Raw genomic sequence first — 25,122 nt, forward strand, 5'->3', positions numbered from 1 at the left:
TAAAAGCTGTCTTAATCGGACTTTTATCGACTTAAAAACGGATTTTTGTAAAAATTGCCGTTGAATTGATTTGTATTTAAAAGATAGTTTTTAAAATTTATAACCAAGCTAGGATTGGGTTTATAAGCATGAGCTTCGCGCCAAAAAAATTGGAGTTTTTTAGGATAAGCTAGGCCTTCAAAATTGTAAAATGCATTTCCACAAACCTTAGTAGGACAACCCTCTAAAATAGCACTTAAACCTACTGTAGAATTGATCGTAATACAACCTAAAGCATTTTTTAAAAGAGTAGGCAAATAAGTATCATGTACATAGAAAATTCTTCCTTCTACATGGTATTTTTGACTTAGCTCATTTATAAGTTTAGAATAATTTCTATATCCCCTATCCATAGGATGATGTTTAAAGATAAGATAAGACTTTGCTCTTGCGTGATTTGCAAAAGAAAGGATAAGCTCTTCTATAAATTCTTCTATGCTTTTTTTATAATGGTGCTTAATTTGCGTATCATTATAAACTTGCAAAATAGCCAAAAAGTACTTTTTTTCAAGGCTATAAATTTTTTGATTGAGTTTTTTTTCTGTGAGTTTATAAAGATATTTTCTATATAAAGATCTAAACCAAAATAAAAATTCAAAAGGAAATAAGGTGCGATGATGAAGCTTGTTGTTAAAAAAAGGAGCTAGCAGAAAAGAAAAAAGCCAATACAGAAAAGTACTAAAGGCCATAAATTTAAAACCACCTGGAATTTCTTTTATGCTTTCTTTTGTAAGGATATTGCAAGAAAGATAGAAATTTTTATCGCGAGGCAAGGAGGAGTTTGCATTGACCCCATCTTTTTCAAAAGTGATACAATAAGGCCTTAAATACCCCTCTTCAAAAATCCAAATACCAATGCCAAGCTCCTTAGCTACTTTGATAGCTTTTGCATGGATCAAACGGCAATCATTATACATCACAATAGCATCTATCTTTTTTTCTTTAAAAAAGCTCTCATAAAAATTTTCAAGATCCTTTTCGTCGCACTTGCACCTTTTTCCACTTGGATAGAAAAGAAAATCCCCTCCATTAAAATTAAGCTTAAAAACTTTGGTTTTATTTTTTTTCATCTTTATAGCAAGGCGGTGAAAAAAAGTGCCTACAGGTCCTTGTAAAAGCAAGACAGTTTTACCGCTAAATTCTTTTTTAATCTTATCGCTAAATTTCATCTTTTTATAAAAACTTCACCTATTCTTCTTATCTTTCTAAGCATTAAAATTCTAAAATCAATTAAAATTTTTAGCCATCTTTTTGAAAAATAATCTTTTTGCAAAGCAAGCATTATATCCAAAGCAAGCTCAACTTCACATAAATTTTTACTCTTTGGATGAATATATCTTGGATAAAGGATCAAAACTCCTGCCACAAGCTCTTCTAAACTAAGCACTCTTGTGCGTCTTGAGATGTGATGTAAATCTTGAGTCAAACCCCAGCCCGCATAAAAAGGTTTACCATATACCACTACTTTTTTACCACGCAAAAGAGCGTCAAAGCCACTTGTAGAAGTGATGGTATGTACTTCATCGCATGCATTTATGGCGCTGTCTATGCTGACATTTTCTATGATCTCATCGCAGTATTTTAAAATGATATCTTTATCCTTTAAACCCTTGCGATTTCCACTTAAAACATCAGGATGAGGCTTAAAAACGATAAAGGCGTCTTTATTTGCAGCTCTTACGCTTTGCAAAAGCTTTAAGGTGTCAAAACCTGCTCCACCTAAGATCATCGAAGCATCATCTTCTACTTGAGCGGGGATGAGAATGATTTTTTTATTTGTATTAAAGTCAAGTTTTTCATGCTTTAATCCGTTGTACTTTGAAAATTTATTTTGTGTTATGGTAGTGATGAGCTTTTTGGCTCTTTGTCTTAAAGTATCATCAAATTCATGATTTTGTAAAAGCTCTTCTAAATCGCTAGGGTGATTAGGATCTACATACAAACCCTTGCTATCTACTATCAAAGAAAAAGGGCGTGTAAGGTCTGAACCCAAAAAAACCGAGCGCAAAAAGCCATCTTCTACTAAAAAAAATTCATTGTTAAAATCTTTAGCTAGCAAAGCTTTATCATACTTTTTACCCCAAATGAAGATTTTATCTTCGGAATTTAAATTCGCTTTGTAAAGTTCATTAAGTGAGTTTAAAAAAATAATTTTATTGTTTTTGGCCTTGAAAAATGGTTTTACAAATTCCCTTTTCCATTTAGAAAAACCTAAAAAATACAAAGTATGAGAATTTGCTTGCTCTATCTTTTTGTATCTTGCTAGGGTAAAAATAGTATCAAAAATATCACTTTTTTGATTCAAATAAGGATTAAAATACTCGCTGTATAGGATATAAGCGGCACAAAAAACTTCTTCTAAAGATCTTTTTTTAACTCTTCTTTTGCACTCTAGCTTATCTTGAGTTAGCCCCCATCCTGCATAAAAAGGCATACCATAACACACGCATTTACATCCTAACATCAAAGCTTCAAAACCCATGCCTGAAGTCTTAGTATAGACTTTTTTAAAATGACTTAATAACTCTATGGGGTTATAATTTTCTTTTAAAATCACACATCTACTGGGCAAATCTTGCATGCTAAAATCGCTTTGCTTTTTACCACTTAGCACATCAGGATGGATTTTGATATATATTTTAGCGTTTGGATTTTCTTTTAGGGCGTCATTTATGATATCTTGGGTCGAAAAATCACTTGCTAAACCAAATCGAAGTGAAGCGTCATTTGCCACTTGAGTGATAATTAGAACGCGTTCTTCATTGGCGCTGAAAAGCTCTTGGGGTATGCAAAGATTGTTATTATACTTGCTGAGTTTTTCTTTTTTAATAAGCTCTATAGCTTTTTTTGCCAAAGCTAGCTCTTTGGGGCTAAACTCATAGGTATTTAAAATATTTTCAAGTCTTGAAGGAGTATTTGCGTCATAATAAATCCCCACATCATCTTTAACTATAGAAAAACTCGGACTATTTTCTACGCCTAAATTTAACGAGCGTAAAAAGCCATCTTCTAAAAGCATAAATTTGGTATGATGTTTTTTAGCTAAACTCATAGCCTTTAAACCTGAATTTTTCCTGCCCCAGCCTACAAAAACATCTTCTTTATCTATGCTTTTATAGGCCTTATATAAGGCTATCTTGTGAAAATCTTTAACATTTTTTATAAGTTTTTTTGAAGTGGTGCGAAATTTCATAATAATTCTTTATTTTTTATGATAATATACAAAATACTCAATATAAGGATAATATATGTTTAATATACTAACTATATATAATTTTTGTAAAACCAATAACGATTTTAACTTTATCATAAAACTTTTAAAACTAACATTAAAACAGTATGAATTAGAAACCTTATTGAGTTTTTGTGAAATTTTAAACAGTCAACATATAAAAGAACAGGATATATTTGAAAATTACTACATTAGTTATAAACTACCTCATATAGAAAAAGAATTTGATTTGCTAAAAATTGGAGAAGATACAATTATTAATATCGAATTAAAATCCGAGTATATAGAAGAAAATAAAATCTTGCTTCAATTAAAAAGAAATCACTATTATTTATCCATGCTTAACAAAAAAATAATTTGCTGTGTATATATAAAAGAGGGTAATTTAATATATATATTAGAAAATAACAAATTAGTAAATTATACAGTAGATTTATTAATATCAAATCTTAGCGAGATTAAAGACTATACAGAACATTTAAATGCTTTATTTTCTCCGCTTAATTTTTTAATATCTCCATTTAATAATACTTCTAGCTTTCTAAATAGTAAATATTATTTAACTCAACAGCAAGAAGAGATTAAAAATGACTTATTAAAAAAAATTGCAAGCAATAAAATTTTCTCAATAGAAGGGGTGGCTGGAACAGGAAAGACACTCCTTATATATGACATAGCAAAAAACTTACAAAATAATTGCATAGTGCATTGCGCTCAAGCAAATGATGGGATACAAAAATTAAAAGAAAATAAATGGAATATTATAACAATCAAGGAGTTTAATCAGAAATTTATAGAAGACTGTGATGTTATTATTGTTGATGAATCTCAAAGAATAAGCTTATCTCAAGTTGATAAATTTATATCCACTGGAAAAATAATTATATTTTCGCATGATGAAAATCAAAAACTAAACAGCTATAACGACGCCAAAGAAACCGTAAAGAAAATCAAAGATATTTCAAATATACAATATAAACTAAGTAAAAAAATAAGACATAACGAAGAGTTAGCTGCTTTTATATATCAAATGTTTGATCTAAATAAAGTCAATAAATATAAAAATAAAAATTATAACTATAACAATACTACAATACATTACGAAAAGAACTTAGATAGTGCTAAAAATTACATACACTATTTGAAAAATACGAAAAACTACAATCACATTTATCTAACTAATAGTGTACGCCGAAAAGAAACATTAGATGATATAGTTTTTGATTCTAATATAAGTGCTCATAAATCAATAGGACAAGAATATGATAATGTGCTTGTCGTTATAGATCAACACTTTTACTACAATAACAATAAATTAGCTTATAAAATTAACACTTATTATAATCCAATAGAAACTTTGTTTCAAGCTATGAGCAGAGTAAGAAAAAAATTATTTATATTAATAATTAATAATGAAGAAGTTTTCATGAATTGTATGAAAATTATGAATAATATCAAGTAAATAAATAATTACAAAAAATTTGATAATCCTCAGGTATACCAATATCTATAAAATAATCATCAAAAATTTGGGTTTGTATTTTTAATGATTTATAGTTTTCTTGCAAAAACTCTTCAAAAGAAAATTTCTTCTCTAAACTAAATTCATCAAAAATATCTTTTTTGAGTAAGTATATACCACCATTGATTAAACCCTGCTTTTTAAACACCTTTTCTTCAAAAGATGTCACAATACCTTGCTCATCAACATTTACAGTGCCATATCTATCAAAATTTTGCATTTGTTTTAAGGCTATGCAAATTTTACTACCATTTAAAACAAGCTTTTTTAAATCAATGTCAAAGAAAGTATCTCCATTTACAACATAGACTTCATTTTTTACCAATTTTAAAGCATCTTTTATAGCTCCACCTGTACCCAAAAGCTCTTTTTCGATGTTATAGTGTATTTTCATACCATGAAATTCATCTTTAAAATACTCTTGAATCAGTTCATATTTATACGAAACACTTAGAATAATCTCGGTAATTCCTTGCTTTTTCAAATACTCTAAAACAAAAGCTAAAAAGGGTTTTCCATTAATCGGTGCCATAGGTTTTGGAAGATCTTGCACTACACTTCTAAGCCTAGTACCAAGGCCTCCAGCTAAAACTATAGCTTGCAATCAAACCCCTTGCCAAAAATCTCTTCTTCTACTATAGCGCAGATAATATGTCCTATCAAAATATGTGCTTCTTGAATTCTTGGCGTACAAGATGATGGCACTTTGATACAATAATCACAAAGTTCATTCATAGCTCCGCCACTAACTCCGGTTAAACCTATGCTTAAAATTCCTTTTTCTTTACAAACCTCCAAAGCTTTTAAGATGTTTTTACTATTTCCACTTGTAGAAATTCCAATAAAAACATCCCCACTCACACCTTGAGCTTGCACTTGTCTAGCAAATAAATTTTCATAGCCATAGTCATTGCCAATAGCTGTTAATATACTAGTATCCGTTGTTAAAGCTATACTTGCAATGCCTGGTCTATCAAAGTAAAATCTACTTACAAACTCCCCTGCTATGTGCTGTGCATCAGCTGCACTTCCTCCATTGCCTGCTAGCAAGGTTTTATGGCCATTTTTGTAAGCGCTGATAACTTTTAAAGATACTTCTTTGATCAAATTGATCATATTATCATCATTTAATATTTTATTTTTAACATCCATCGAATCGCTAAAATGAGATTTTATATATAGGTTTAAATTTTCCATGATTTTGCCCCCTCTTTTGTAAAATAAAATTCCTGCACATAGCCTTGCTGTTCATTTAAAATTTTTTTAAGCTTATATTTTTTCACAGGATCTACCATAAAAAACATAAATCCTCCAGCACCTGCTCCGCTTGTCTTGCCACTATAAGCACCATTTTCCATAGCTAAATGATAAATCCTTTCAAGCTCATCATTGCTAACGATTTCGGAAATAATCTTTTTTGATTGCCAAGATTTACCTAAAATTTGTGCTATTTTTTCAAAATCAGCTCTAAATAACGCTTCTTTCATATCTAACGCATCTTGTTTTATCGCATGCATAGCATTAAGTGAGTTTTCATCTCCTAACTTTCCCTTTTTATGCTCTTCTATGTCCTTTGCTTCTCTAGTGATATTTGTAAAATAAAGCAAAACCCTAGCTTCAAGCTCACTTGCTATCCAGTTTTTAATGCGTAAAGGATTGACTATAACTCTTTTTTGATTATAAAATTCCATAAAATTAAATCCACCAAAAGTCGCAGCGTATTGATCTTGTGCACCCCCTACTATAGCCATATCTTCCCTTTCTATCTCATAAGCCAAACGAGCGATTTCATACTCACCTAAAGGAAGATTGAGCCATTCTGCAAATGCTTTGATGATACCTACTACCAAAGTAGAACTACCCCCTAGTCCACTACCACTTGGTACATCTGAATAAGTATGCAAAGAAAAACTTAAAGGTCTTTTAACATAGTCTTTTATCAAGCGATTATAAATCGCTTTGTAAAGATCTAATTTACCATCATTTTCTAAAAACTCTTTACTTTGATACTCTACTTTTATGCCAGTATCAGAAGAATCAAAAATGATTTTTTGATCATTTCTTTCTGTCAAAGTACAATGCACATAAAGAGATACTGTCGCGTTTAAAACATAACCTGTGTATTGATCACAATATAAATTTATATCAGTACCCCCACCGGCCAAACCTAAACGCAAAGGTGTTTGAGAACGGATTATCATAATTTACTACCTATTAAGTGGGATTCTGCCCATGGAGATTTCTTTTCTCCAATGATTTAGCAAATCTTCAAACATTTTTCTAGTTGGAATTTCTGGCTTCCAATTGATATAACTTTTGATTTTAGTATTGTCAAACATTTGATAGTCTGCATCAATAGGACGTAATCTTTCTTCATCTTGCTCCACTTTGATATCTTTTCTTGTAGAAAAACCTAAAAGTATATCAATAACTTCAGGAAGTTTAAAGGCTTCTTCACCGGCTATGTTAAAAGCTTCTCCACAAGGAACATTGCCTTTTTCACTTTCTAATGAAAGTAGATAATAAGCTCTTATAGCATCACGACAATCCTGAAAGGTTCTTACACTAGATAAGTTTCCTACTTTTACAACAGGCTCTTGATACCCTGCTTCGATCAAGGCGATCTGCTTTGCAACAGTGCTTTCAAAAAACACATCGGAGCGTCTTGGGCCGCTATGAGTTCCCATTCTGGTAACATATGTTTTTATACCATAGGCCTCACCGTAAAATCTTCCTAAATAGTCCGTGCCAATTTTACTTATACTATAAGGGCTTGCACCATGAAAAGTCGTATCTTCATTTAGCTTGATACCCACTTTTGCCCTGCCATAAACTTCACTAGAAGAGCAAACATGCACCACAGGATCATAGCCATCTTTAGCTTTTAATAATCTAATATTTTCTAAAATATTTGCTGTGCCTATGATATTTGTCTGTAGAGTTTCTATGGGTATATCAAAAGAAGTTTTTGGGTAAGACTGTGCAGCTAGATGAAAGATCACATCAGGTCTTTTGCTTTCAAAAAGCTTTTGAATACTTGAGTAATCGTTTAAATCAGCGTAAAAAATGCTGATCCTATCTTTTTTGTTTATCCTGTCGCTTAAATGATAGATATTATCCATTGGCTCTTGCCAACGCATCATGCCTATAACATCATAGTCTGTATTTTCTAGTAAAAAATCTGCCATTTGCGAGCCAACTTGCCCTGTAAAACCAGTAATTAATGCTGTTTTTTTCATAGATTATCCAATACTTTTTTAAATAAATTAATTTGTTCACTAATGTTAAACTGATGATTCCCTACAAAAAACCCTCTTTCGTGAATATATTTTGCATTTTTAAGCTCATTATGAATTTCGTAATCAAAGTATTTAATCACTTCATTTTGAGTAAAATCACCCGTAGCTATAGGACGATACTCTATGCCATTTTCTTCTAATTTTTTAATAATATCTTTTCTTTGCAATTTAGAATTTGGTCTAATCACTAATGAAAATCCAAACCAAGAGCTACTTCCGATTTCTTTTTGTATAATAAATTCGGGATGATTTTGAAAATACTCGCAAAATAATTTAGCATTTTCCCTGCGGTGTTTTAAAAACATAGGTAATTTTTTAAGTTGCTCTATGCCTATAGCTCCACTCATTTCTACAGGACGCACATTGTATCCTGGTAATACAAAACGAAATGATTCGCTAAACCAATCATTGCTTTTATTGGCCACTAAATTTTCTTTTGGTAAATTTCTCGTCCAACCATGCGCTCTTAAACAAAGCAATATATGATACAATTCCTCATCATCTGTAACAACAAAACCGCCTTCCATCGTAGCCATGTGATGAGAAAAAAATGTCGAGAAAGTTCCCATGATACCAAAAGTTCCAGCTTGATTTCCTTTATACTCTGCGCCCATTGATTCGCAGTTATCTTCTAGTAAGATAATATCTTTTTCTTTTATAAGATCATTAATCGCATCAAAATCATTAGGATTGCCTAATAAATTTACAACCATAATCATTTTTGTTTTATCGCTAATAGCACTACTTAATGCTTCCAAATCATAATTTAGTGTTTCTAGATCTATATCTACAAATTTTAACTTCAAACCATACTGATAAAGTGGATAATAAGTAGTACTCCATGATACAGCAGGGACTATTACTTCATCTCCTCTTTTTAACTTAGGATTTTTAGTATAAAACAATGCTGCTGTTGCTATCAAATTTGCAGTAGAACCTGAGCTTGTCATAACAGCATACTTAGAACCCACAAATTTGGCAAAATCTTTTTCGAATTCAGCTACTTTTTTACCCATAGTAAACATATCGCTTTTAATAACATCTTGTATTGCTTGTAATTCTTTCTCATCCCAAGTAGATGAAGCTAAAGAATATTTCATTTTTCCTCCTTATTTTTTTTTAAATACCAATTATATAACTTTTTTATCCCATCTGCAAGGCTAATTTTATGATGCCAACCCAATGAATGCATTTTAGAACAATCCGTAAAACGATTTAAAGCACCTTCAGGTTTGGTCTTATCAAAAAAAACATTCCCACTATATCCCACAACATCTTTTACAATAAACGCCAATTCCCCAATAGAAGTATTGCAGCTTGGGCTAATATTAATATGCGTGTTTTTGATTTCCAAATCTGACGGTTTATATAAATCCTTAAAATTAATATTATTCATAGTAAAAATACATGCTTCAGTCAAATCATCAACATGTAAAAACTCTCTTTTTGCGTTACCACTCCCCCATATTATCAAACTATTGTTATTAATCCCAAATTGATTTAAATAATTTTCAGCTTCTTCTAAATTTTTAATTTTTAAATCGCGCAGTATCTCTTCATACCTCTTTTCCATTAGTAATCTAGCCAAATGAAATTTTCGTATTAATGCTGGTACAACATGAGCTTTTTCCAAATCAAATCGATCGTTTTCACCATATAAATTAGTAGGCACTAGTGAAATAAAATTTGTATTATACTGAATATTATATGCTTCACACATTTTAAGACCTGCTATCTTGGCAATAGCATAAGATTCATTTGAATAATCCAATTCTCCCTTCATTAAATCTGATTCTCGAACCTCATTTAAATCCTTTGGATATATAGAAGTAGAAGCAATAAAAATTAGTTTTTTTACTCCGTGTAAATAAGATTGATGTATGATATTGTTTTGAATTTGAAGATTTTGAAAAATAAAATCAGCTTTATGATTTTTATTGTCTAATATTCCACCAACCTTAGCAGCACACAAAAAAACATACTCTGGCTGATTATTCTTAAAAAAAGAATTAACATCTGACATATTTAATAAATTTAGCTCGGAATGACTTTTAAAAATTAGATTATTATAGTTATTCCTTTTTAAATATTTAACAATTGAAGATCCTACCATTCCGGAACTTCCAGCTATATAAATCTTAGATTCTTTTTGTAGCATAATCTTTATCCTTATCCAAAAGCTAAACACTCTTTAGCATCTTTATAATCTTTTTTAAAGCTCTTACTCCTTGATTATTATACCAATTTTTATATGCAAAAATCGCCATTTTTCCTAAATGCCTATATAACCTTTTATTTATACGATTTTCTTGAAAAAATAAATGATTTTTTTTTATTATAAACAACATAACCAGCATATAAAAAATATTGTTTTTTAATTTATACATTGCAAATCCCAATTTATAACTTAAGAAATTATTAATTTTATAATTTACAACAGTTTGTCTCATATTATCTATCTCTTGTGATAAATTTTCAATTTTATAATCAGTGTTATTTTTTGCCTCTAATTGTTTTTTTAATATAGGTACTTCTATGCCTGTTTTCATAAATTCAAATTTTCTAAAAACGTGTATTCCGCATTTTCTTCTAAAGGCACTTTTATAATCTTGAGAAAAAATATTGTCAAAAAAAGCAACAAGTTTCTTTTCGTAAAAATCTACAGGATTAAAATCATTTAAAAAAACAGGTTCTTTAAGCATACTAGAATAGGCATTATAATCATTGTCAATATACTTAATATAATCTATCAACTCATCCCAACTAGAAAAATCATGCGCATTAATAAAACTTTTTAGATTAATCTTATAATCTATCAAGCTCTCTGATATTCTTGGTATATATTGATTTATCTCTCGTGTTTTGTATCTCATGCCTTGTTCTACTATTTCATTCGATATACCCCCCCCCCTCTACTTCTTTTATGCCTCCTTTATTCGCCAACTCATTTTCACCACTCCTTAAACTAATATCACCCCAATATATAGGAATACAACCACCAGCATAAGCTTGAAATAGCTTTTCAGTAATATAACCAGGAGAACTACCATTTTCAAAACAAATATTAAATTTATAATTTTTTAGCCACCTATTCTTACTATCTGAAAAATTTCCATAACGATTTCCGATAGGACCGCCGATATTATTTAAATGCCTACCACCAGAATCTACTTTCTTATATAAAGACAATTTTTTAAAAAATAAATCTCTTGGGGTAAATTCTATTCTAGAAGGATCAGTAACCATATATGCACAAAATTTATCTCTTTGAAAATCTGGATTAATATGTTTTACCATAGCCTTTTTTATATCATCTGCATGATATAAAAAATAAAAAGGAAATCTTAAATGTCTATCTTGAAAATCTATGAAATCAAAATCTATACCATAATCTGCTATACTCCAATCAGTTTGAATATATTCACTAGTCAAAGATATTCTAATACATTCATAATTTAAGTGTTCATAATTATTTCGATAACCAAAAGGTCCATAAATTAGGTAGTCTGGCTTATCACTAAATAAAATTTCATATTTATGTGATAATCTATTGATTAATAGACGAATAATAAAATTGTTATAAAAATCACCTTCATTCATTTTTCCATTATACCAATTATCTACATATTTTAGATAGATTTTTTTCATAACTTTACTCCTCTCTCTATTAATACTTTAAAAGTATTATTCTCTTTAATAACTTTTTGAAAAAACTTTTGAAATGATTTTAACTTTCCTTCATGCTTATATATATTGTATTGCAAATAACACATATAAGGTAAATTTGGCATAATAGTACACTTTAATATATCTTTCATAATTTCTCTAAATACATTACCTCTGTACATAAATAAAGTATGAAAAAATCTATTATTCATTTCTTTCTTTAAATATTCTTCAACACTATTATAATCCTTATTTAGAATAAGCAAATAACATTTATGTATTTTCCACGCCATATTGTCATTGTCGTTTTCAATAGCTTTTTCAATATATTCAAAAGCATATTTAAGGTTTTTCTTTAATGATAAAGAAAGTTGATATAACCTAAAATACGCCATAGATCTATATAATGGATTTAAATCTAAAATTTGTATATTTCTATTAAGAATTTCAAACTGCTCATTTAAAGAAAATACTTCATGAAAAGAAACATCTTTTTTATTTCCTGAAATAAAAGAAGCACATTGTGAAAAAGCAGATTTTTGTAACGAGATTCCAGGTGTATATATTAACTCAGAGTGCGACATCAAATTAATCTCAAAAAAAGCTCTTTGTGTTGTATCAGTATATTTTTTAGCAAAAACATCTGCTAGTATAATTTTAGAATTTTTAAAATAGTCAATCAACTTTTCACTAGATTTAACATCTTGACTAAACACAATAATTGTATTATTTTTATTCAACTCACTTTTAATAATTTCAATTGCTATTTCATATGGAAAATATTTATCTCCTACAAAACCATACAATGAAGCTTGTTTATAACTTGAAGAAAACACTATGTCAGCACCTCTAATATGTATTGAAACAAAATGTCCTAAATTCTTAGCAATACTTTTAGCATCTTCTATAATATTAAGGTATTTTTCAGAAAATTGAATTTTTTTATAAACTTGCCTAAAATCCTTATAACATTGTTCTTCTTCATAATCACTAATCCATTGACTCAATGCTCCACCTCCTATTCCTGGAGAATACCAACCCCAAGGCTGTTCATAATAACCATTTTGAATATCATCAAAATTTTTACATTTTTGGTGCATTCCAAAGCCATGATTTGATTTTATTTCTTGATTTTCAATATAATATTTATGTATAAATTTTTCATCAAAAATTTCCTCTACTTTACCTAATGCAAATGGTATATGATTTTTTGAACTAAACATTTCTTCAATATTTCCAATAACATCTTCAATATCCACCCATTTAAAATAAAATGAGAAACCAATTTTTTCCGCTATAATCATCCCAGCCATTAAGGAAAATAATCTCATTCCAAAACCATCAGGCTTTGCCATGATAATACATGGTGCATTAACTTTATTTTTCTCTTTTAAAACTACTGTGGTTTTAATTTTAAAAAGTCTATTAAATTTATTCAATGTTTCTTTATTGTATTTTTTAGAGTCAAATTCTATCACATCCGCATGTCCCTCCATAAAACTATTTAATCCTGATACTATATCTTCTATATCTTTTTCTACTAAAATTCCTCCAAAATTTTTTAAGACAGATTTGTTTCCTAATATATTAGTTGCAACAATTGGCTTTGACAACACCAGCGACTCTAACAAAACTATAGGTTGCCCTTCATGTAATGAACTCAATACAAAACAATCTGCTTTTTTTAAGTATGGATATGGATTGCTTTTAATTCCTAACATAAAAATGCAATCACCTAGATCATTTTTACGGATATATTCTTGCAACTCTTCTTTTAATGGACCATCTCCCAATATAATAAGTCTAGTTTTAGAATAATTTTGATGGAATTTGCAAAATGCTTGAATCAAACCAATATGATTTTTTTCAGGAGAAAGTCTGCCGATTGTGATAAATATCTTATAATCTTTTTCATATAGTCTTTCATCGCTTTGACATTCTAATCTAAAATTGCTTTTAAATAAAATATCATCATCACTAATTATATTATTTATATAATCAAATTTATGTTTTGGAATACCATATAATGATGATAAATTATCCCTATTTAGATCACTCAATTCTTGTGATACTGAAAATATATAATCAAAATACTTATATACATTAAAAATTCTTTCAAGATAAGGATATCTTATATTGTACTCATTCAACATATCGCTATGCAAATAAATAATTTTTTTTGCATTAGTCTCAGCATAGGCAAACCTATAAATCCAAAGCTCAGTATATCCATCAAAACTAATTAGTCCATCAAATTTAGATTCTCCATACAAACATCTAAAATCCCGTGAAAAAATATTAGAAAAAATTTTTTCCTGAGCTTCATTAGTTCTTGAAATTTTATAAACTGGATGGTTTAATAAATAGTTCTCTTCCATAGTTTGACTGATAATATTAGGATTTCCTAAAATATGAATTTTTTCATTCAATCTTCTTAATTTTTCAACAACATCTTTTTTCCCTTTTAACTGCCAAGTATCAACAGCCAAATAAATAGAGTAAAAATTCAAATCAATAGCATTAATAAAATTTAAAAAAGAGCTTGTAATACCATTTTTAGCAAACAATCCAGAAGAAATAAGAATTTGTTTTTTTTCGGTAGTATTTTTTTTGTAAATTCTATCATTATTATATGTATCAAAAAAGAACATATCAACTACTCTTTTTGTAGCATTTCCATCTTCATAACTAATAAAATTTTGAGCAATATCGGATCTAATAATACATTGCTTTAATTTAACTGGATTATTCAGCTTTCCTACAACTTCAGTTATATTTGTACAGTTTTGACATTCCAACTTTATATAATCAAAATACAATCCATGTTCATTTTTATACTGCTCATAGTCATAAGCATAAAATATAATAGGTCGTTCTAATACCATAAAATCGAAAAATATCGAAGAATAGTCAGTAATTAAAACATCTACAATAGATAATAACTCATTGGTATCTATCTCTCTTGAAACACTTAAAATATTAGTATTCTGTTCAGTTGTATAATGACCTCGATATAAAACTGTATAATCCGTACTTTCTTGTAGTATTTCGATATCCTTACGCACTTGTTCAAAATTCAAATCAGCTTTTTCAAAAGAATTTCTATAAGTTGGCGCATAAAGAATAATTTTTTTATCTTCCTTAATTCCCAATTGTTTTTTTATTAATTTTTTCTCCGCATCTGTAATATTTATAGTAGTATCTATTCTTGGATAACCACTCTCATATACCATTCCCGAATAAATCCCTTCTATATCATATCTATCAATTAGCACACTTGCTGTATGTTTGTTAGGTGCAATAATATGAGTAGATTGCAAAAAGTCTTTTTGAGTAACCTCGTAATCTAAAAAACCTCTTTTGATATCTTTACCCAAAAATTTTAAAGGTGTACCATGCCAAGTAGCTAAATATTTCTGTTCTTTTTTTCTAATGAAAAATCTAAAAAAAGATCCGGAGTTGATCAAGTATTTTGCACACGCCAAATATTTCAAATACAATACACTACCAGGTTTTACCAAAACAACATTCTTCAATTTTTTATATTTTTTAGGAACACTTTCAATATCATTCACAGCCCATATATGAATATAATTTTTAAAATCACTATGTTGCAACAAATATTTAAAAATAGCATACGGATTGCATGACATATTTCTTGCTGTATGAGATTGATATAAAATAAAAGTATCTATTACTTTTTCACTCTCATAAAATTCAGTATAAATACATTTTTGGTAAAAATAAGCACTTTTTGAGAAATTAACATCTTTATAATTACTTGCATCCTTATAATCTTGTGTGTATAGAAAAAATTTTACTGCCTCTTCTGGACGATTTAATTTAGTTAAAATTTCTCCTATTTTAAAAAAAATTTTTTGAGGTAATTCATTTGCTCTATTAGAACATTCTTTATAATACACGAGACTTTCTTCTAGTTTATTTTGCCTCTCTAATACATAACCCAATCTATAATGTATATATGAATTCTGGTAGTTATATTTTAAAATTTCTTTATAATAGATTTCAGCATGAGGCCAATCATATAATTTCTCAAAACTAAAAGCTATTTTATATAACAAATCATCATTTTCTAAATTTTGGGTTTTTTGATAATACTCTAAATATGCTTTATTTGCTTCTTGCCAAAGTCCTTGTTTCTCATGAAAAATTCCGATACCAAATTTTTGCGCATCCAATTCTTCATCATATTTTATCGCTTTATCATAATATTTTTTCGATAACTCGATATTTGGCTCACTATCATGCCCTTTACTTTCATAGCAATAACCTAATTTATAATACAGCATTGAATCTTTTTTATCATTAAGTTCGATAGCTTGCTTGTAATAATCTGCAGCTTCATGATATCTTTTCATATTTTCAAGGGCTATTGCAAGATCTCTACATATAAAAAAATTCTTTCCTTTATTTTGGATTTGCTTTTTTAAATCCTCAACTTCTTTCCACCATAATTTAGTAGCCGTATAGGTATTATTTAGATGATTTTCTGTTTGTTTTAACTGAACCCCCCAAGATTTTTTTGATGGATCTATAGTCAAAGCTTTAAAAATAAACTCATTTGCCTCTTTCCATTGTTTCAACTTAAAATAACTCATACCAAGTTTGAAATTACATTTTGAGTGTTCTTCTTGTCTTTTTAATGCTTTTAAAAAATAACTTTGAGCTTTTTTATAATCTTTCTTTTTATGGTAATACCATATACCAAAAAAATAATACATCCAAAACATCATTTATCTCCTTTAGTTTTATATTTTTTCTTCAAGCTCTTTTAAGTGAGTCAGTATTTTATTTTTATTTTTTCTTGCATATCGACTCATCAATAATTGATATAAATGAACAACAAATGCATCCTTATTTATAATAACAGCATTTGGAGTATCTAAAATATTATCAAAATCCATTTTTCTTATTTTCCAATCACCATAGTTCTCACTTAAATATTTATCAAAATCTTTAAATCCATAATATTCATCACCAATGAAATTATATTTTTGTAATTTAAAAGTAGTATTGTACCACTTAACCACTTCTCCTTGATGATATATCTTATCATACTCCTTAAAATGTAAAAAAACATCTATTTTTACACCATTAGCATGTTTTAATTTTAAACCACCAATCCAATTTAAATCATACTGAATAAAAACCCCATATTCTAAAATTTCGTTCTTTACTTTATCGCTATAATCCTCACTCCAAATTCCAATATCAATATCATAATCATATCCTATAAAATCACTATCCCTGATGCAGCCTAAAAATGTACCGCTAACCAAAAAAAAATTAATTCCAATATTATCAAGAATTTTTTTTATATCTCTTAGAGCATCTATTGCATCTTGTTTTATCATTTTATTTTTTTTACTCACAGTTTCTAAAGGATAATCCATTATATTTTTTTTTATATATTCTTTAGCTCGAGTATAATCATGATTTTTTTTAAAAGCAGATATTAAATAACCGCGTATAATCATTTGCTCTTGTTGGGAATAATTTTGCATATATTGCAAACACAACCTCTCTAATCTAACATTATCGTCTTGATTTTGAGCAATTTTACTTAGAAATAACCAAGTTTTTAACCTTTTTGTTGAGTTTAAACATTCGATCAAAATATCCCAAGATTCCCTTTTTTTGTTGAGCGACAATAATAACTGCGCTTTAAGATATTTGCCCTCTATATGCTTTGGATAAAATTTCAAAAAATAATCGATACAATCTATAGATATATCATATTTGCTATGATAATAATTAAATTCCGCTTGATAAAAATATACTATTTTTTGCCGAAAAAAAGCACAAATTTTAAAAACCTTTAATAGTTTTGAATGCTTAGCCTTTTTTTGCATTAAATTAACCATATAAAATGCTAAACATTTTTGTATAAAAGAAAGATTTTTAGAATCCCTTAAGGCTTTTCTAAAACTGGTTTTTAATGTCATGTTTTAATCATTTCTATAATTTCTGTTGTAGAAATACTCGGAGTTCTTTCCAAATATACTACTTTACAAATTTTATTAAAACAATCAAATTTTCCCTTCCAATCATCACCCATTACCAAAATATCAGCTTGATATCTATTAATGTATTTTTCTTTAAGTTCTAAAGACTCTTCTAAAAAAACTTCATTAACACACTTTAATGCTGAAATAATTTTCATTCTTTCATTTTCACTACAAATAGGTTTTCTTCCTTTTTTTGAAAAATTTAACATATCCGAAGAAACACCTACGATAAGCCTATCGCCTAACTCGCTAGCTCTTTCTAAAATCCTTAAATGACCGTAATGAAATAAATCAAAAGTTCCAAAAGTTATTACATTTTTCACTATACCCTCCCTATCGCATAAAGCTGTATGATACCTACTACTTTATCTTCTTTAGAAACAACAATTTCTTTGATTTTATACTTTAGCATGATCTCTTCTGCTTCACTTGCCATAGCATCAGCATCGACCACTTTAGGATTTATACTCATGATCTCTTTAGCTTTGAAATCAAATCTAGGTTTATCATTAGCCTTTAAAGCGCGGCGCAAATCCCCATCGGTTATAATACCTACTAGCTTTTCATTTTCAAGCACCAAACAAAGTCCTAATTTCCCACTTGTCATCACATCAACAAGATTGTTAAATTCAGTATCAGGATGAACTATAGGAAGATTTTTTGATACCATTAAATCGCTTACCCTAGTTAAAAGCTTTCTACCCAAACTTCCACCTGGATGAAAAAGAGCAAAATCATCAGGTCTAAAATTTCTAGCCTTCATCAAAGCTGCTGCTAAAGCATCACCCATTACTAAAGTAGCGGTTGTCGAAGACATCGGAGCAAGTTGCAAAGGACATGCTTCTTCTTTTATGGATATATTTAAAAAAATATCCCCTTGTTTTACAAGGGTAGAGTTTTCCTTTCCACACATAGCTATAAGAGGGATTTTGCGTTTTTTAATTGCAGGGATGATTTTTAAAATCTCTTCAGTTTCACCTGAGTTTGAGATAGCTATCAAAATATCATCAGGAGTAAGCATCCCAAGATCTCCATGCAAAGCCTCTCCAGGATGGATAAAAAAGCTTGGAGTTCCTGTGCTTGCTAAAGTCGCAGCTATCTTAGCCCCTATATGACCTGATTTTCCCATGCCACTGACTATACAACGCCCCTTTGTATGAAGCATAAGTTCTATGGCTTTAGAAAAATTTTCATCCAAATTTAAAGCCAAATCCTCTATAGCCTTAGCCTCTGTCGCAAAAACTTCTTTAGCTATCTTTAAAGCATCAATTTTCATTGTATATCATCCTAAAATCATCATAAATTCAATACTACATTCGTTGCAACGGCAATTTGATATAAAATTTGCGTTAGCATAGAAAAAATTTGTAAATTCTCACTCTCAACCTTAGGCAAAACCAAGACAGAATCGCCCGGCATCATATCAACACTTCCACTATATCTTTGAGCCTTGCCATTGTTGCGTATAACAAGCACTTTGGAGGTATCTGCTCTTTCTCCATAACCTCCTGCAAGATTGATATAGTATTTTAAATTTTCACCCTTATTATAAACAAAAGCTCCTGGTAAAGTAACCTCACCTTGGACTATGATAAGATTGTTTTTACTAGGGACATTGATAGTATCACCCTCTTCTAGTATAACCTCTGCATAAGATTTTGGTTTATCGATAACAATTTGCCCCTTAGGCTCTAATTCTCTTGCTCTTTGGATAAACTCAAGTATCAATTTTGCTTGTTCTGCTTTGATAGCCGCACCCTGAGAAGTCACTGAAGGACTAGTTAAAGCAAGGGTTTCAAGCTCTTTAAGCTGAGCATTGATAAGATCTTTTTGAGTTTTGGCAACACTTTTTCTAAAAACTTGCAAGGCATTCATGTCCGATTGCCCATTTGCTACAATCAGTCTTGAAACATCCTCTAGCGTCGTTCCTTTTCGAACTACCAAAGTTTTAAGCCCGCTATGCTCGCCATTGACTGTTATACTGATATTTTGCGAAATGTATTCGGGATTAAACTGCACCTCATCACCCGTTTTTAATAAAACTTTAGAAAATTGCATTTTATTATAAGCACTTACTTCAAGCTTATGATCATTTCCATAACTTCTTAGTATCGCATTAGTTACTATAGGTTTGGCGCCTGCTACGCGGGCTAAATCAAATAAAGTTTTAATATCATTTGCAAGCTCAAAGCGAAACGGTCTTTGCACATCTCCATTTACAAAAACATAACTTTGGACATTGCCCACCAAAACCACATCGCCACTTCTAAAAGGAAAAAGATCCATTTGACCCTTAAGTAAAAAATCATACAAATCTATCTTTTTAATCACAGCATTATTGCGTAAAATTTGAATATCTCTAAAACTTCCGTATTCTAAATTTATCCCGCCTGCCTTATCAAGATACTGGATCACAGAATCTGAGCTAAGACCTTGATAAAGCCCTGGAGCATTAACACTGCCTGTGACAAAAACGCTAACATTTTGATAAGCATTCATATCCGCATAAACAAAAACATTATTTTTATAAATTTTATTTACCTGAGCTTTAATCACACTTACAAGAGCACTATTTTTTACCCCTAGCAAATTTACCGCTCCTACCTTAGGGATAAAAATATTTCCTTGAGAATCCACAACTAAAATTTGTTCAAATTCAACCGCACCCCAAATTTTAAGACTGATTTGATCTCCTACTGCGATTTTATAGTCAGGATTATAAACCCTTTGAGTGTAATTTTTGAAATTTCCATTAAATAATTCCGCGCCAAATACAGGAATTTGAGTAGGGGCACTCTTACTGATATTGTTTTCTAATCCTTGAACAAAGCTAGTTGTGCTAGAATTTCCACTTGAGCTAATCTGTGAAACATCTATAGCTCCAAAACAAAAAATACAACTTAAAAATAAAATTAATATTTTTTTCATTTTAATACTTGTGCTCCTCTATAATCATTTTAACAAATTTAATCACCCCAAAAATCAAAGATAATACAATAAATGCTGTTAAGATATTATAAATTTTTTCAGGGTATTTTGCACTTTGGGGTACATCAGGGGTTTGAACGATAACTAGTTGTTTAATCTTTCTTAAAGCTTCTATCCTTGCACTTTCATAAGCTTTCAAAGCCGCCTCATAAGCACTTTGAGCAAAGCCTGCTTCTATGGTTAGATCTTGAAATTTAGCAGCTAGATCATTGAGTTTTTGAGAAGAATTATCGGCTGAAATTTTAGATCTTTCTTTGACTAATTGTTTTTTTAAAGCAGTGATTTCAGCCTTTAGGGTTACAATTTCAGGTGCGTGATCATTCATATAGCTTTGCATGGTTAAAAGCTTAGCTTCTCTTTGAGCGATATCTGATTCAAGTTGAGTTACTAAGCCAGCTTTAGCTTCTGCTTGTTTTAGAGGATCAAAAACTCCGTATTTATTTTGAAAGGCAATCAAATCGTTTTGCGCTTTTTGATAGCGTTCTTTATATTTTACCAATTCTTCTTCCGCAAAGCTCATTTGTTCTCTTGCTGCCTTGTGTGAAATTTCATTGATAAATTTTTCACTTTCTTGCATAATGGTTTTGGCGATTAAATGCGCAGATTCTGGAGTAAATCCTTCAACCTCGACATTTAAAAGTCCTGTTTTATCATCCACATGTACTTTAACGCGGCTTTGATAATATTTTAAATAACTTTCTATAGAGCTAGAACTTGATAAGCTATAAAATAAATCAATATATTGCTCATCATAAAGCTGTTTTAGATGAATTTTTTCATCTAGAATCTTTAACATATCAAGCGATTCTATATAGCCTTGTAAAAACTTGATATCTTCGCTAGTATTGGAAGTTGCGGTTAAAAGCGACAAAACCCCGCTTGCTTGAGTGCTTCCAGTAGTTGATTTTACACTCATGGTGATAGTACTTACATAACGATCTGCAGCGACTAAAGTATAATAAATAACTACAAAAATCATCAAAACCCATACTATCTTAAAAGAATCAAAAACACTTAGATCTTTAATTTTATTAAAAAATGTATTTATTTTTGTCATTATTTTTTCCCTTGATAGACGGCTATGCCCTCATCTACATCATCGTAAACCGTAGCTTTCCCATTTTCCATAAAGATAATTTTATCACACCATTCTTTAATTTCAGCCACATTGTGTGAAACCATGATCACTTTAGATTGGCTCAATCTTTCTTTATATAATTTATGGCTTTTTTCTCTAAATTTAGGATCTCCTACAGCTCCTGCCTCATCGATTAGATAATAATCAAAATCAAAAGCCATGCTAAGCCCAAAAGCTATCCTAGCACTCATACCCGAAGAATAAGTATTCATAGGCTCATCAAAAAATTTACCAAGCTCTGCAAAATCTTCTACAAATTTAACTTTTTCGTAAAGCTCTTTTCCTTTATAGCCATAAACCCTAGCCACAAATTTAGCATTGTCTCTAGCTGTTAAGGATCCTTGAAAAGCTCCGCTTAGCCCCAAGGGCCAAGAAAATTTTTTATTGGTAATGATTTTTCCTCTATCGGGAAGCTCAGAGCCACTTAAAAGCTTCATTAAAGTTGATTTTCCTGTACCATTTCTACCCATTAAACCTATACTACAATTTTCAGGAAATTCAAAAGTAAAATCTTTAAAAACATAATGCCTTCCGCCATTAAATAAAGGATAAGATTTGGTTAAATTTAAAACTTTTATCATGTTCTTCTCACTGCTGTTAAAGCTTGTCTATTGTAATAATATAAAAAAAGTCCCACAAAAGAAGTGCATATGATACAAAATATAGGATAAGTATAAGTATAATCATCTTGCAAAGGATAATTTTCAAAAAAATTAAATCTTAAAAGCTCCATAACATGAAGCAAAGGATTATAATATAATATATCAAGAATAGGTTTTGGCATAAGCCAAGTAGGAAAGATAACACCCGAACCCCAATAAAATACTATACTAAAATAATTAAGCAAAGTCTTTAAGGGCTCTAAAAAATATCCAATGATAGCAAAAACCATACCCAAAGCAAAACCCGAACACATAAGCAAAAATATACAAATCATCACGCTTAAAAAATGCCTAGGGATAACTTCTAATCTAAAAAACCAACCCACTATAAACAATACTGCTACAAATATAACAAAATAAATACAAAACTCAAGTAAAGTCCTAGCGATAAAAACATGTATAGGTTTTACAGGTTTGTAAGCAAAAAGAGCCAAATTTGCTCCTATGCCATTCATAAGCTGAGTGACTATACTTCTAAACATAAAATAAGGAACTATGCCTGAAATTAAAAACATAAAAATAGAAATCCCTTCAGGCATTAGCTGATGATGATATTCTCTGAGAATAGTCACAATAGTAGTAAGTATTAAAATGACACTCATAGGCTCGCCAATAACCCAAAAATAACCCAAATATTTATTTTTACCAAATCTAGTCTTTAATTCTCTAAAAAATAAAGCGTGAATTACATTTAACATTTATTTTCTATACCTAACAATTTACATAAACTATAATCATAACTCATTTTTTTAAATAAAATCATAAAAATTTATTTTTTACAAAATTCAAGCTTTTTACTAAGTCCTAAAGCATTGTTAGTAAATTTAAGCCAAAAAAGCTCTAAAGCATAAATTTTTGCACTTTTATCAAGCTTAGCAAAGGGAAATTTAGAAAAATAAATTTTCATTTGTTCCTTGTTTGCGATTTTAAACTCGGCCTTAGCTTGCACACCTTTTAAAAAAGCTATTTTATTTTCTTTAGCTATATTAAGTGCTATACTTGAATTTTCACTGGCTAATCTTATATGCTTAGTATCTTCATGAGAAGCGATAATAAAAGCTAAATTCTTTTCATCAAAAGCATAAAAAGCACTAGCCGTATAAACACCTTTTTCATCAATCATAGCCCAAGATAAAAGCTGCTCATTTTTTATAAATTCTAAAATTCTTTCATCCATTGGGTAAAATTATACTAAATTTTTTTAAAAAATAACCGATTTTTCATTTTAAGTATATCAACACAAGGGGAGTAAAATGCAAATTGATGCGAGCAAAAATCAAAGTTTTTCAATGGACTATACAACAAAAAGTGGCAAACACCTAGCCTTGTCTATGTATGATAATCAAAGCTTAAGTTATAGCAATGATGAAGAAGGTAAAAGTCTTAATCTTAAACGTCAATATGGTTTTAGCTTCACTTTTGAAGGCTCTAAACTCACCCAAGCTGATCTTGATGAGATAAAAAATGCAATGAAAGAAGTCGAACCCATGATAAAAGACTTTTTGGCAAATTCTAAAGTAGGAGAATTAAAACCAAAAGAAATCATAGAATCAGCAATGCAAATGGCAAATGTATTGCCAACGCCAAATGATGAAAACCATCAAAATGCTATTATGAATAATTTTACAAATAAACTCAGTGATTTGCTAAAACAAAATCAAACAAATGATAAAGATATCAATACTTCTATGCTTGAAGATAGCAAAAAACTTCTTGATGAAGTTTTAGAACAAATGAAAAAACAACTTGAAAAACAACAAGAAAAAGCCAAGGAAAATCAAGATAAGACAGATGATAGTTTAAATCTTTACGCTTAAATTTTATAATAAATCATAAAAAATTAAAAAAGGCACAAGATGAAAAATGTTGAAATTTTAGAAAATATGCTCAAGCTCCAACAAAAACTCAATGATGAAACTAATGGTTTAAATTGGGAAGAAGGTTATACCAAGGAAGGAAAGCTCATCAGCTGGAGACGTTGTATTTATATGGAATGTGCCGAACTTATAGATTCTTTTGCTTGGAAACATTGGAAAAATATTTCAAGCCCTACTAATTGGGAAAATGTTCGTATGGAAATCGTAGATATTTGGCATTTTATCCTCAGTCTTTTACTTGAAGAATATACAAATAAAAAGGATAAAAATTTCCAAGCCATAGCGAATGAAATCATCTCAGTTAGCGTTTTTCAAGATTTTTGCAAAGAAGAGGGAAATCCTAGCGAAAATGATCTTTATAGCATTTTAAACGACATAGAGCTTATCATTCATAAATGCAGTGGCTTTGGATTTAGCCTTGGAGAGCTACTTTCTAATTATTTTATCCTAGCGATTAAATGCGGACTTAATCTTGAAATTCTTTATAAAACCTACATAGGAAAAAATATTTTAAATATTTTTAGACAAAACAATGGCTATAAACAAGGCACTTATAAGAAAGATTGGAACGGAAAAGAAGATAATGAAGTATTGGCTGAAATTTTAGAGCAAGAGCTTGATTTTGATACCATTTATAAAAAATTAGAAGAATATTATAAAAAGGTGTAAT

22 protein-coding genes are annotated in these 25,122 nt (G+C 29.6%); 3 read left to right on the forward strand and 19 right to left on the reverse strand.

Annotation, left to right across the window (positions count from 1 at the left end):
- Positions 1–23 precede the first annotated feature (23 nt).
- Both KAR67_RS06435 and KAR67_RS06440 read right to left on the reverse strand, forming a co-directional pair.
- A complete protein-coding gene (locus KAR67_RS06435; RefSeq protein WP_192801070.1) occupies positions 24–1,208 on the reverse strand; it encodes a capsule biosynthesis protein in 1,185 nt (394 codons plus the stop codon).
- Positions 1,205–3,232 (reverse strand): capsular polysaccharide biosynthesis protein, encoded by a 2,028-nt coding sequence (locus tag KAR67_RS06440; RefSeq protein WP_192801071.1) that lies wholly within the window; start codon positions 3,230–3,232, stop codon positions 1,205–1,207. The genes KAR67_RS06435 and KAR67_RS06440 overlap by 4 nt, the downstream gene beginning before the upstream one ends.
- A 55-nt stretch (positions 3,233–3,287) precedes the next feature.
- Between KAR67_RS06440 and KAR67_RS06445 the strand changes: the two genes are divergently transcribed.
- Positions 3,288–4,733 (forward strand): DNA/RNA helicase domain-containing protein, encoded by a 1,446-nt coding sequence (locus tag KAR67_RS06445; RefSeq protein WP_052774155.1) that lies wholly within the window; start codon positions 3,288–3,290, stop codon positions 4,731–4,733.
- Here the strand turns inward: KAR67_RS06445 and KAR67_RS06450 are convergent.
- The 17 genes from KAR67_RS06450 to KAR67_RS06530 form a co-directional block, all read right to left on the reverse strand.
- Complete coding sequence (locus KAR67_RS06450; protein WP_053877518.1) at positions 4,726–5,397, reverse strand: nucleotidyltransferase family protein; 672 nt, start codon at positions 5,395–5,397, stop codon at positions 4,726–4,728. The genes KAR67_RS06445 and KAR67_RS06450 overlap by 8 nt on opposite strands.
- A complete protein-coding gene (locus KAR67_RS06455; RefSeq protein ID WP_192801072.1) occupies positions 5,385–5,990 on the reverse strand; it encodes a D-sedoheptulose 7-phosphate isomerase in 606 nt (201 codons plus the stop codon). Before KAR67_RS06455 ends, KAR67_RS06450 begins: the two co-directional genes overlap by 13 nt.
- Positions 5,978–6,997: a dehydrogenase gene (locus KAR67_RS06460; RefSeq protein WP_126656000.1), complete on the reverse strand. Its 1,020-nt coding sequence runs from the start codon at positions 6,995–6,997 to the stop codon at positions 5,978–5,980. Before KAR67_RS06460 ends, KAR67_RS06455 begins: the two co-directional genes overlap by 13 nt.
- A 3-nt stretch (positions 6,998–7,000) precedes the next feature.
- Positions 7,001–8,032: a GDP-mannose 4,6-dehydratase gene (locus KAR67_RS06465; protein ID WP_052774152.1), complete on the reverse strand. Its 1,032-nt coding sequence runs from the start codon at positions 8,030–8,032 to the stop codon at positions 7,001–7,003.
- The gene (locus tag KAR67_RS06470) at positions 8,029–9,192 is read right to left on the reverse strand and encodes a DegT/DnrJ/EryC1/StrS family aminotransferase (protein WP_052774151.1); all 1,164 of its coding nucleotides are present in this window, start codon (positions 9,190–9,192) and stop codon (positions 8,029–8,031) included. The genes KAR67_RS06465 and KAR67_RS06470 overlap by 4 nt, the downstream gene beginning before the upstream one ends.
- Positions 9,189–10,250: a GDP-L-fucose synthase gene (locus tag KAR67_RS06475; protein ID WP_052774150.1), complete on the reverse strand. Its 1,062-nt coding sequence runs from the start codon at positions 10,248–10,250 to the stop codon at positions 9,189–9,191. The genes KAR67_RS06470 and KAR67_RS06475 overlap by 4 nt, the downstream gene beginning before the upstream one ends.
- Before the next feature lie 22 nt (positions 10,251–10,272).
- The gene (locus tag KAR67_RS06480) at positions 10,273–10,965 is read right to left on the reverse strand and encodes a hypothetical protein (protein WP_126681075.1); all 693 of its coding nucleotides are present in this window, start codon (positions 10,963–10,965) and stop codon (positions 10,273–10,275) included.
- Between the two features lie 16 nt (positions 10,966–10,981).
- The gene (locus tag KAR67_RS06485) at positions 10,982–11,740 is read right to left on the reverse strand and encodes a glycosyltransferase family 10 (RefSeq protein WP_072238007.1); all 759 of its coding nucleotides are present in this window, start codon (positions 11,738–11,740) and stop codon (positions 10,982–10,984) included.
- Complete coding sequence (locus tag KAR67_RS06490; protein ID WP_079460445.1) at positions 11,737–16,512, reverse strand: CDP-glycerol glycerophosphotransferase family protein; 4,776 nt, start codon at positions 16,510–16,512, stop codon at positions 11,737–11,739. The genes KAR67_RS06485 and KAR67_RS06490 overlap by 4 nt, the downstream gene beginning before the upstream one ends.
- 15 nt (positions 16,513–16,527) lie before the next feature.
- Entirely contained in the window at positions 16,528–17,283 is a 756-nt protein-coding gene (locus KAR67_RS06495; RefSeq protein ID WP_209830597.1) for a LicD family protein, read from the reverse strand.
- 437 nt (positions 17,284–17,720) lie between these two features.
- Entirely contained in the window at positions 17,721–18,110 is a 390-nt protein-coding gene (locus KAR67_RS06500) for an adenylyltransferase/cytidyltransferase family protein (protein ID WP_052774147.1), read from the reverse strand.
- Positions 18,110–19,057 (reverse strand): KpsF/GutQ family sugar-phosphate isomerase, encoded by a 948-nt coding sequence (locus tag KAR67_RS06505; protein WP_192801076.1) that lies wholly within the window; start codon positions 19,055–19,057, stop codon positions 18,110–18,112. The genes KAR67_RS06500 and KAR67_RS06505 overlap by 1 nt, the downstream gene beginning before the upstream one ends.
- Positions 19,058–19,083: 26 nt before the next feature.
- On the reverse strand, positions 19,084–20,715 hold the full coding sequence (locus tag KAR67_RS06510; protein WP_002803309.1) for an SLBB domain-containing protein: 1,632 nt from the start codon (positions 20,713–20,715) through the stop codon (positions 19,084–19,086).
- A 1-nt stretch (position 20,716) separates the two neighbouring features.
- Positions 20,717–21,832, reverse strand: coding sequence for a capsule polysaccharide transporter (locus KAR67_RS06515; protein ID WP_002792378.1), 1,116 nt, complete (start codon positions 21,830–21,832; stop codon positions 20,717–20,719).
- Complete coding sequence (locus KAR67_RS06520; protein ID WP_060793227.1) at positions 21,832–22,494, reverse strand: ABC transporter ATP-binding protein; 663 nt, start codon at positions 22,492–22,494, stop codon at positions 21,832–21,834. Before KAR67_RS06520 ends, KAR67_RS06515 begins: the two co-directional genes overlap by 1 nt.
- The gene (locus tag KAR67_RS06525) at positions 22,491–23,273 is read right to left on the reverse strand and encodes an ABC transporter permease (RefSeq protein WP_002788478.1); all 783 of its coding nucleotides are present in this window, start codon (positions 23,271–23,273) and stop codon (positions 22,491–22,493) included. The genes KAR67_RS06520 and KAR67_RS06525 overlap by 4 nt, the downstream gene beginning before the upstream one ends.
- A 71-nt stretch (positions 23,274–23,344) precedes the next feature.
- Positions 23,345–23,752 (reverse strand): hypothetical protein, encoded by a 408-nt coding sequence (locus KAR67_RS06530; RefSeq protein ID WP_002818956.1) that lies wholly within the window; start codon positions 23,750–23,752, stop codon positions 23,345–23,347.
- Positions 23,753–23,828: 76 nt separating this feature from the next.
- Here KAR67_RS06530 and ciaI point away from each other — a divergent pair, with 76 nt between their 5' ends.
- Both ciaI and KAR67_RS06540 read left to right on the forward strand, forming a co-directional pair.
- The gene (ciaI, locus tag KAR67_RS06535) at positions 23,829–24,392 is read left to right on the forward strand and encodes an intracellular survival protein CiaI (protein WP_192801073.1); all 564 of its coding nucleotides are present in this window, start codon (positions 23,829–23,831) and stop codon (positions 24,390–24,392) included.
- Positions 24,393–24,431: 39 nt separating this feature from the next.
- Positions 24,432–25,121, forward strand: coding sequence for a dUTP diphosphatase (locus KAR67_RS06540; protein ID WP_002779240.1), 690 nt, complete (start codon positions 24,432–24,434; stop codon positions 25,119–25,121).
- The last annotated feature ends 1 nt before the right edge of the window (position 25,122 follow it).

The sequence above is a fragment of the Campylobacter sp. JH32 genome (assembly GCF_017846535.1).
GTDB classification, from domain to species: domain Bacteria; phylum Campylobacterota; class Campylobacteria; order Campylobacterales; family Campylobacteraceae; genus Campylobacter_D; species Campylobacter_D coli.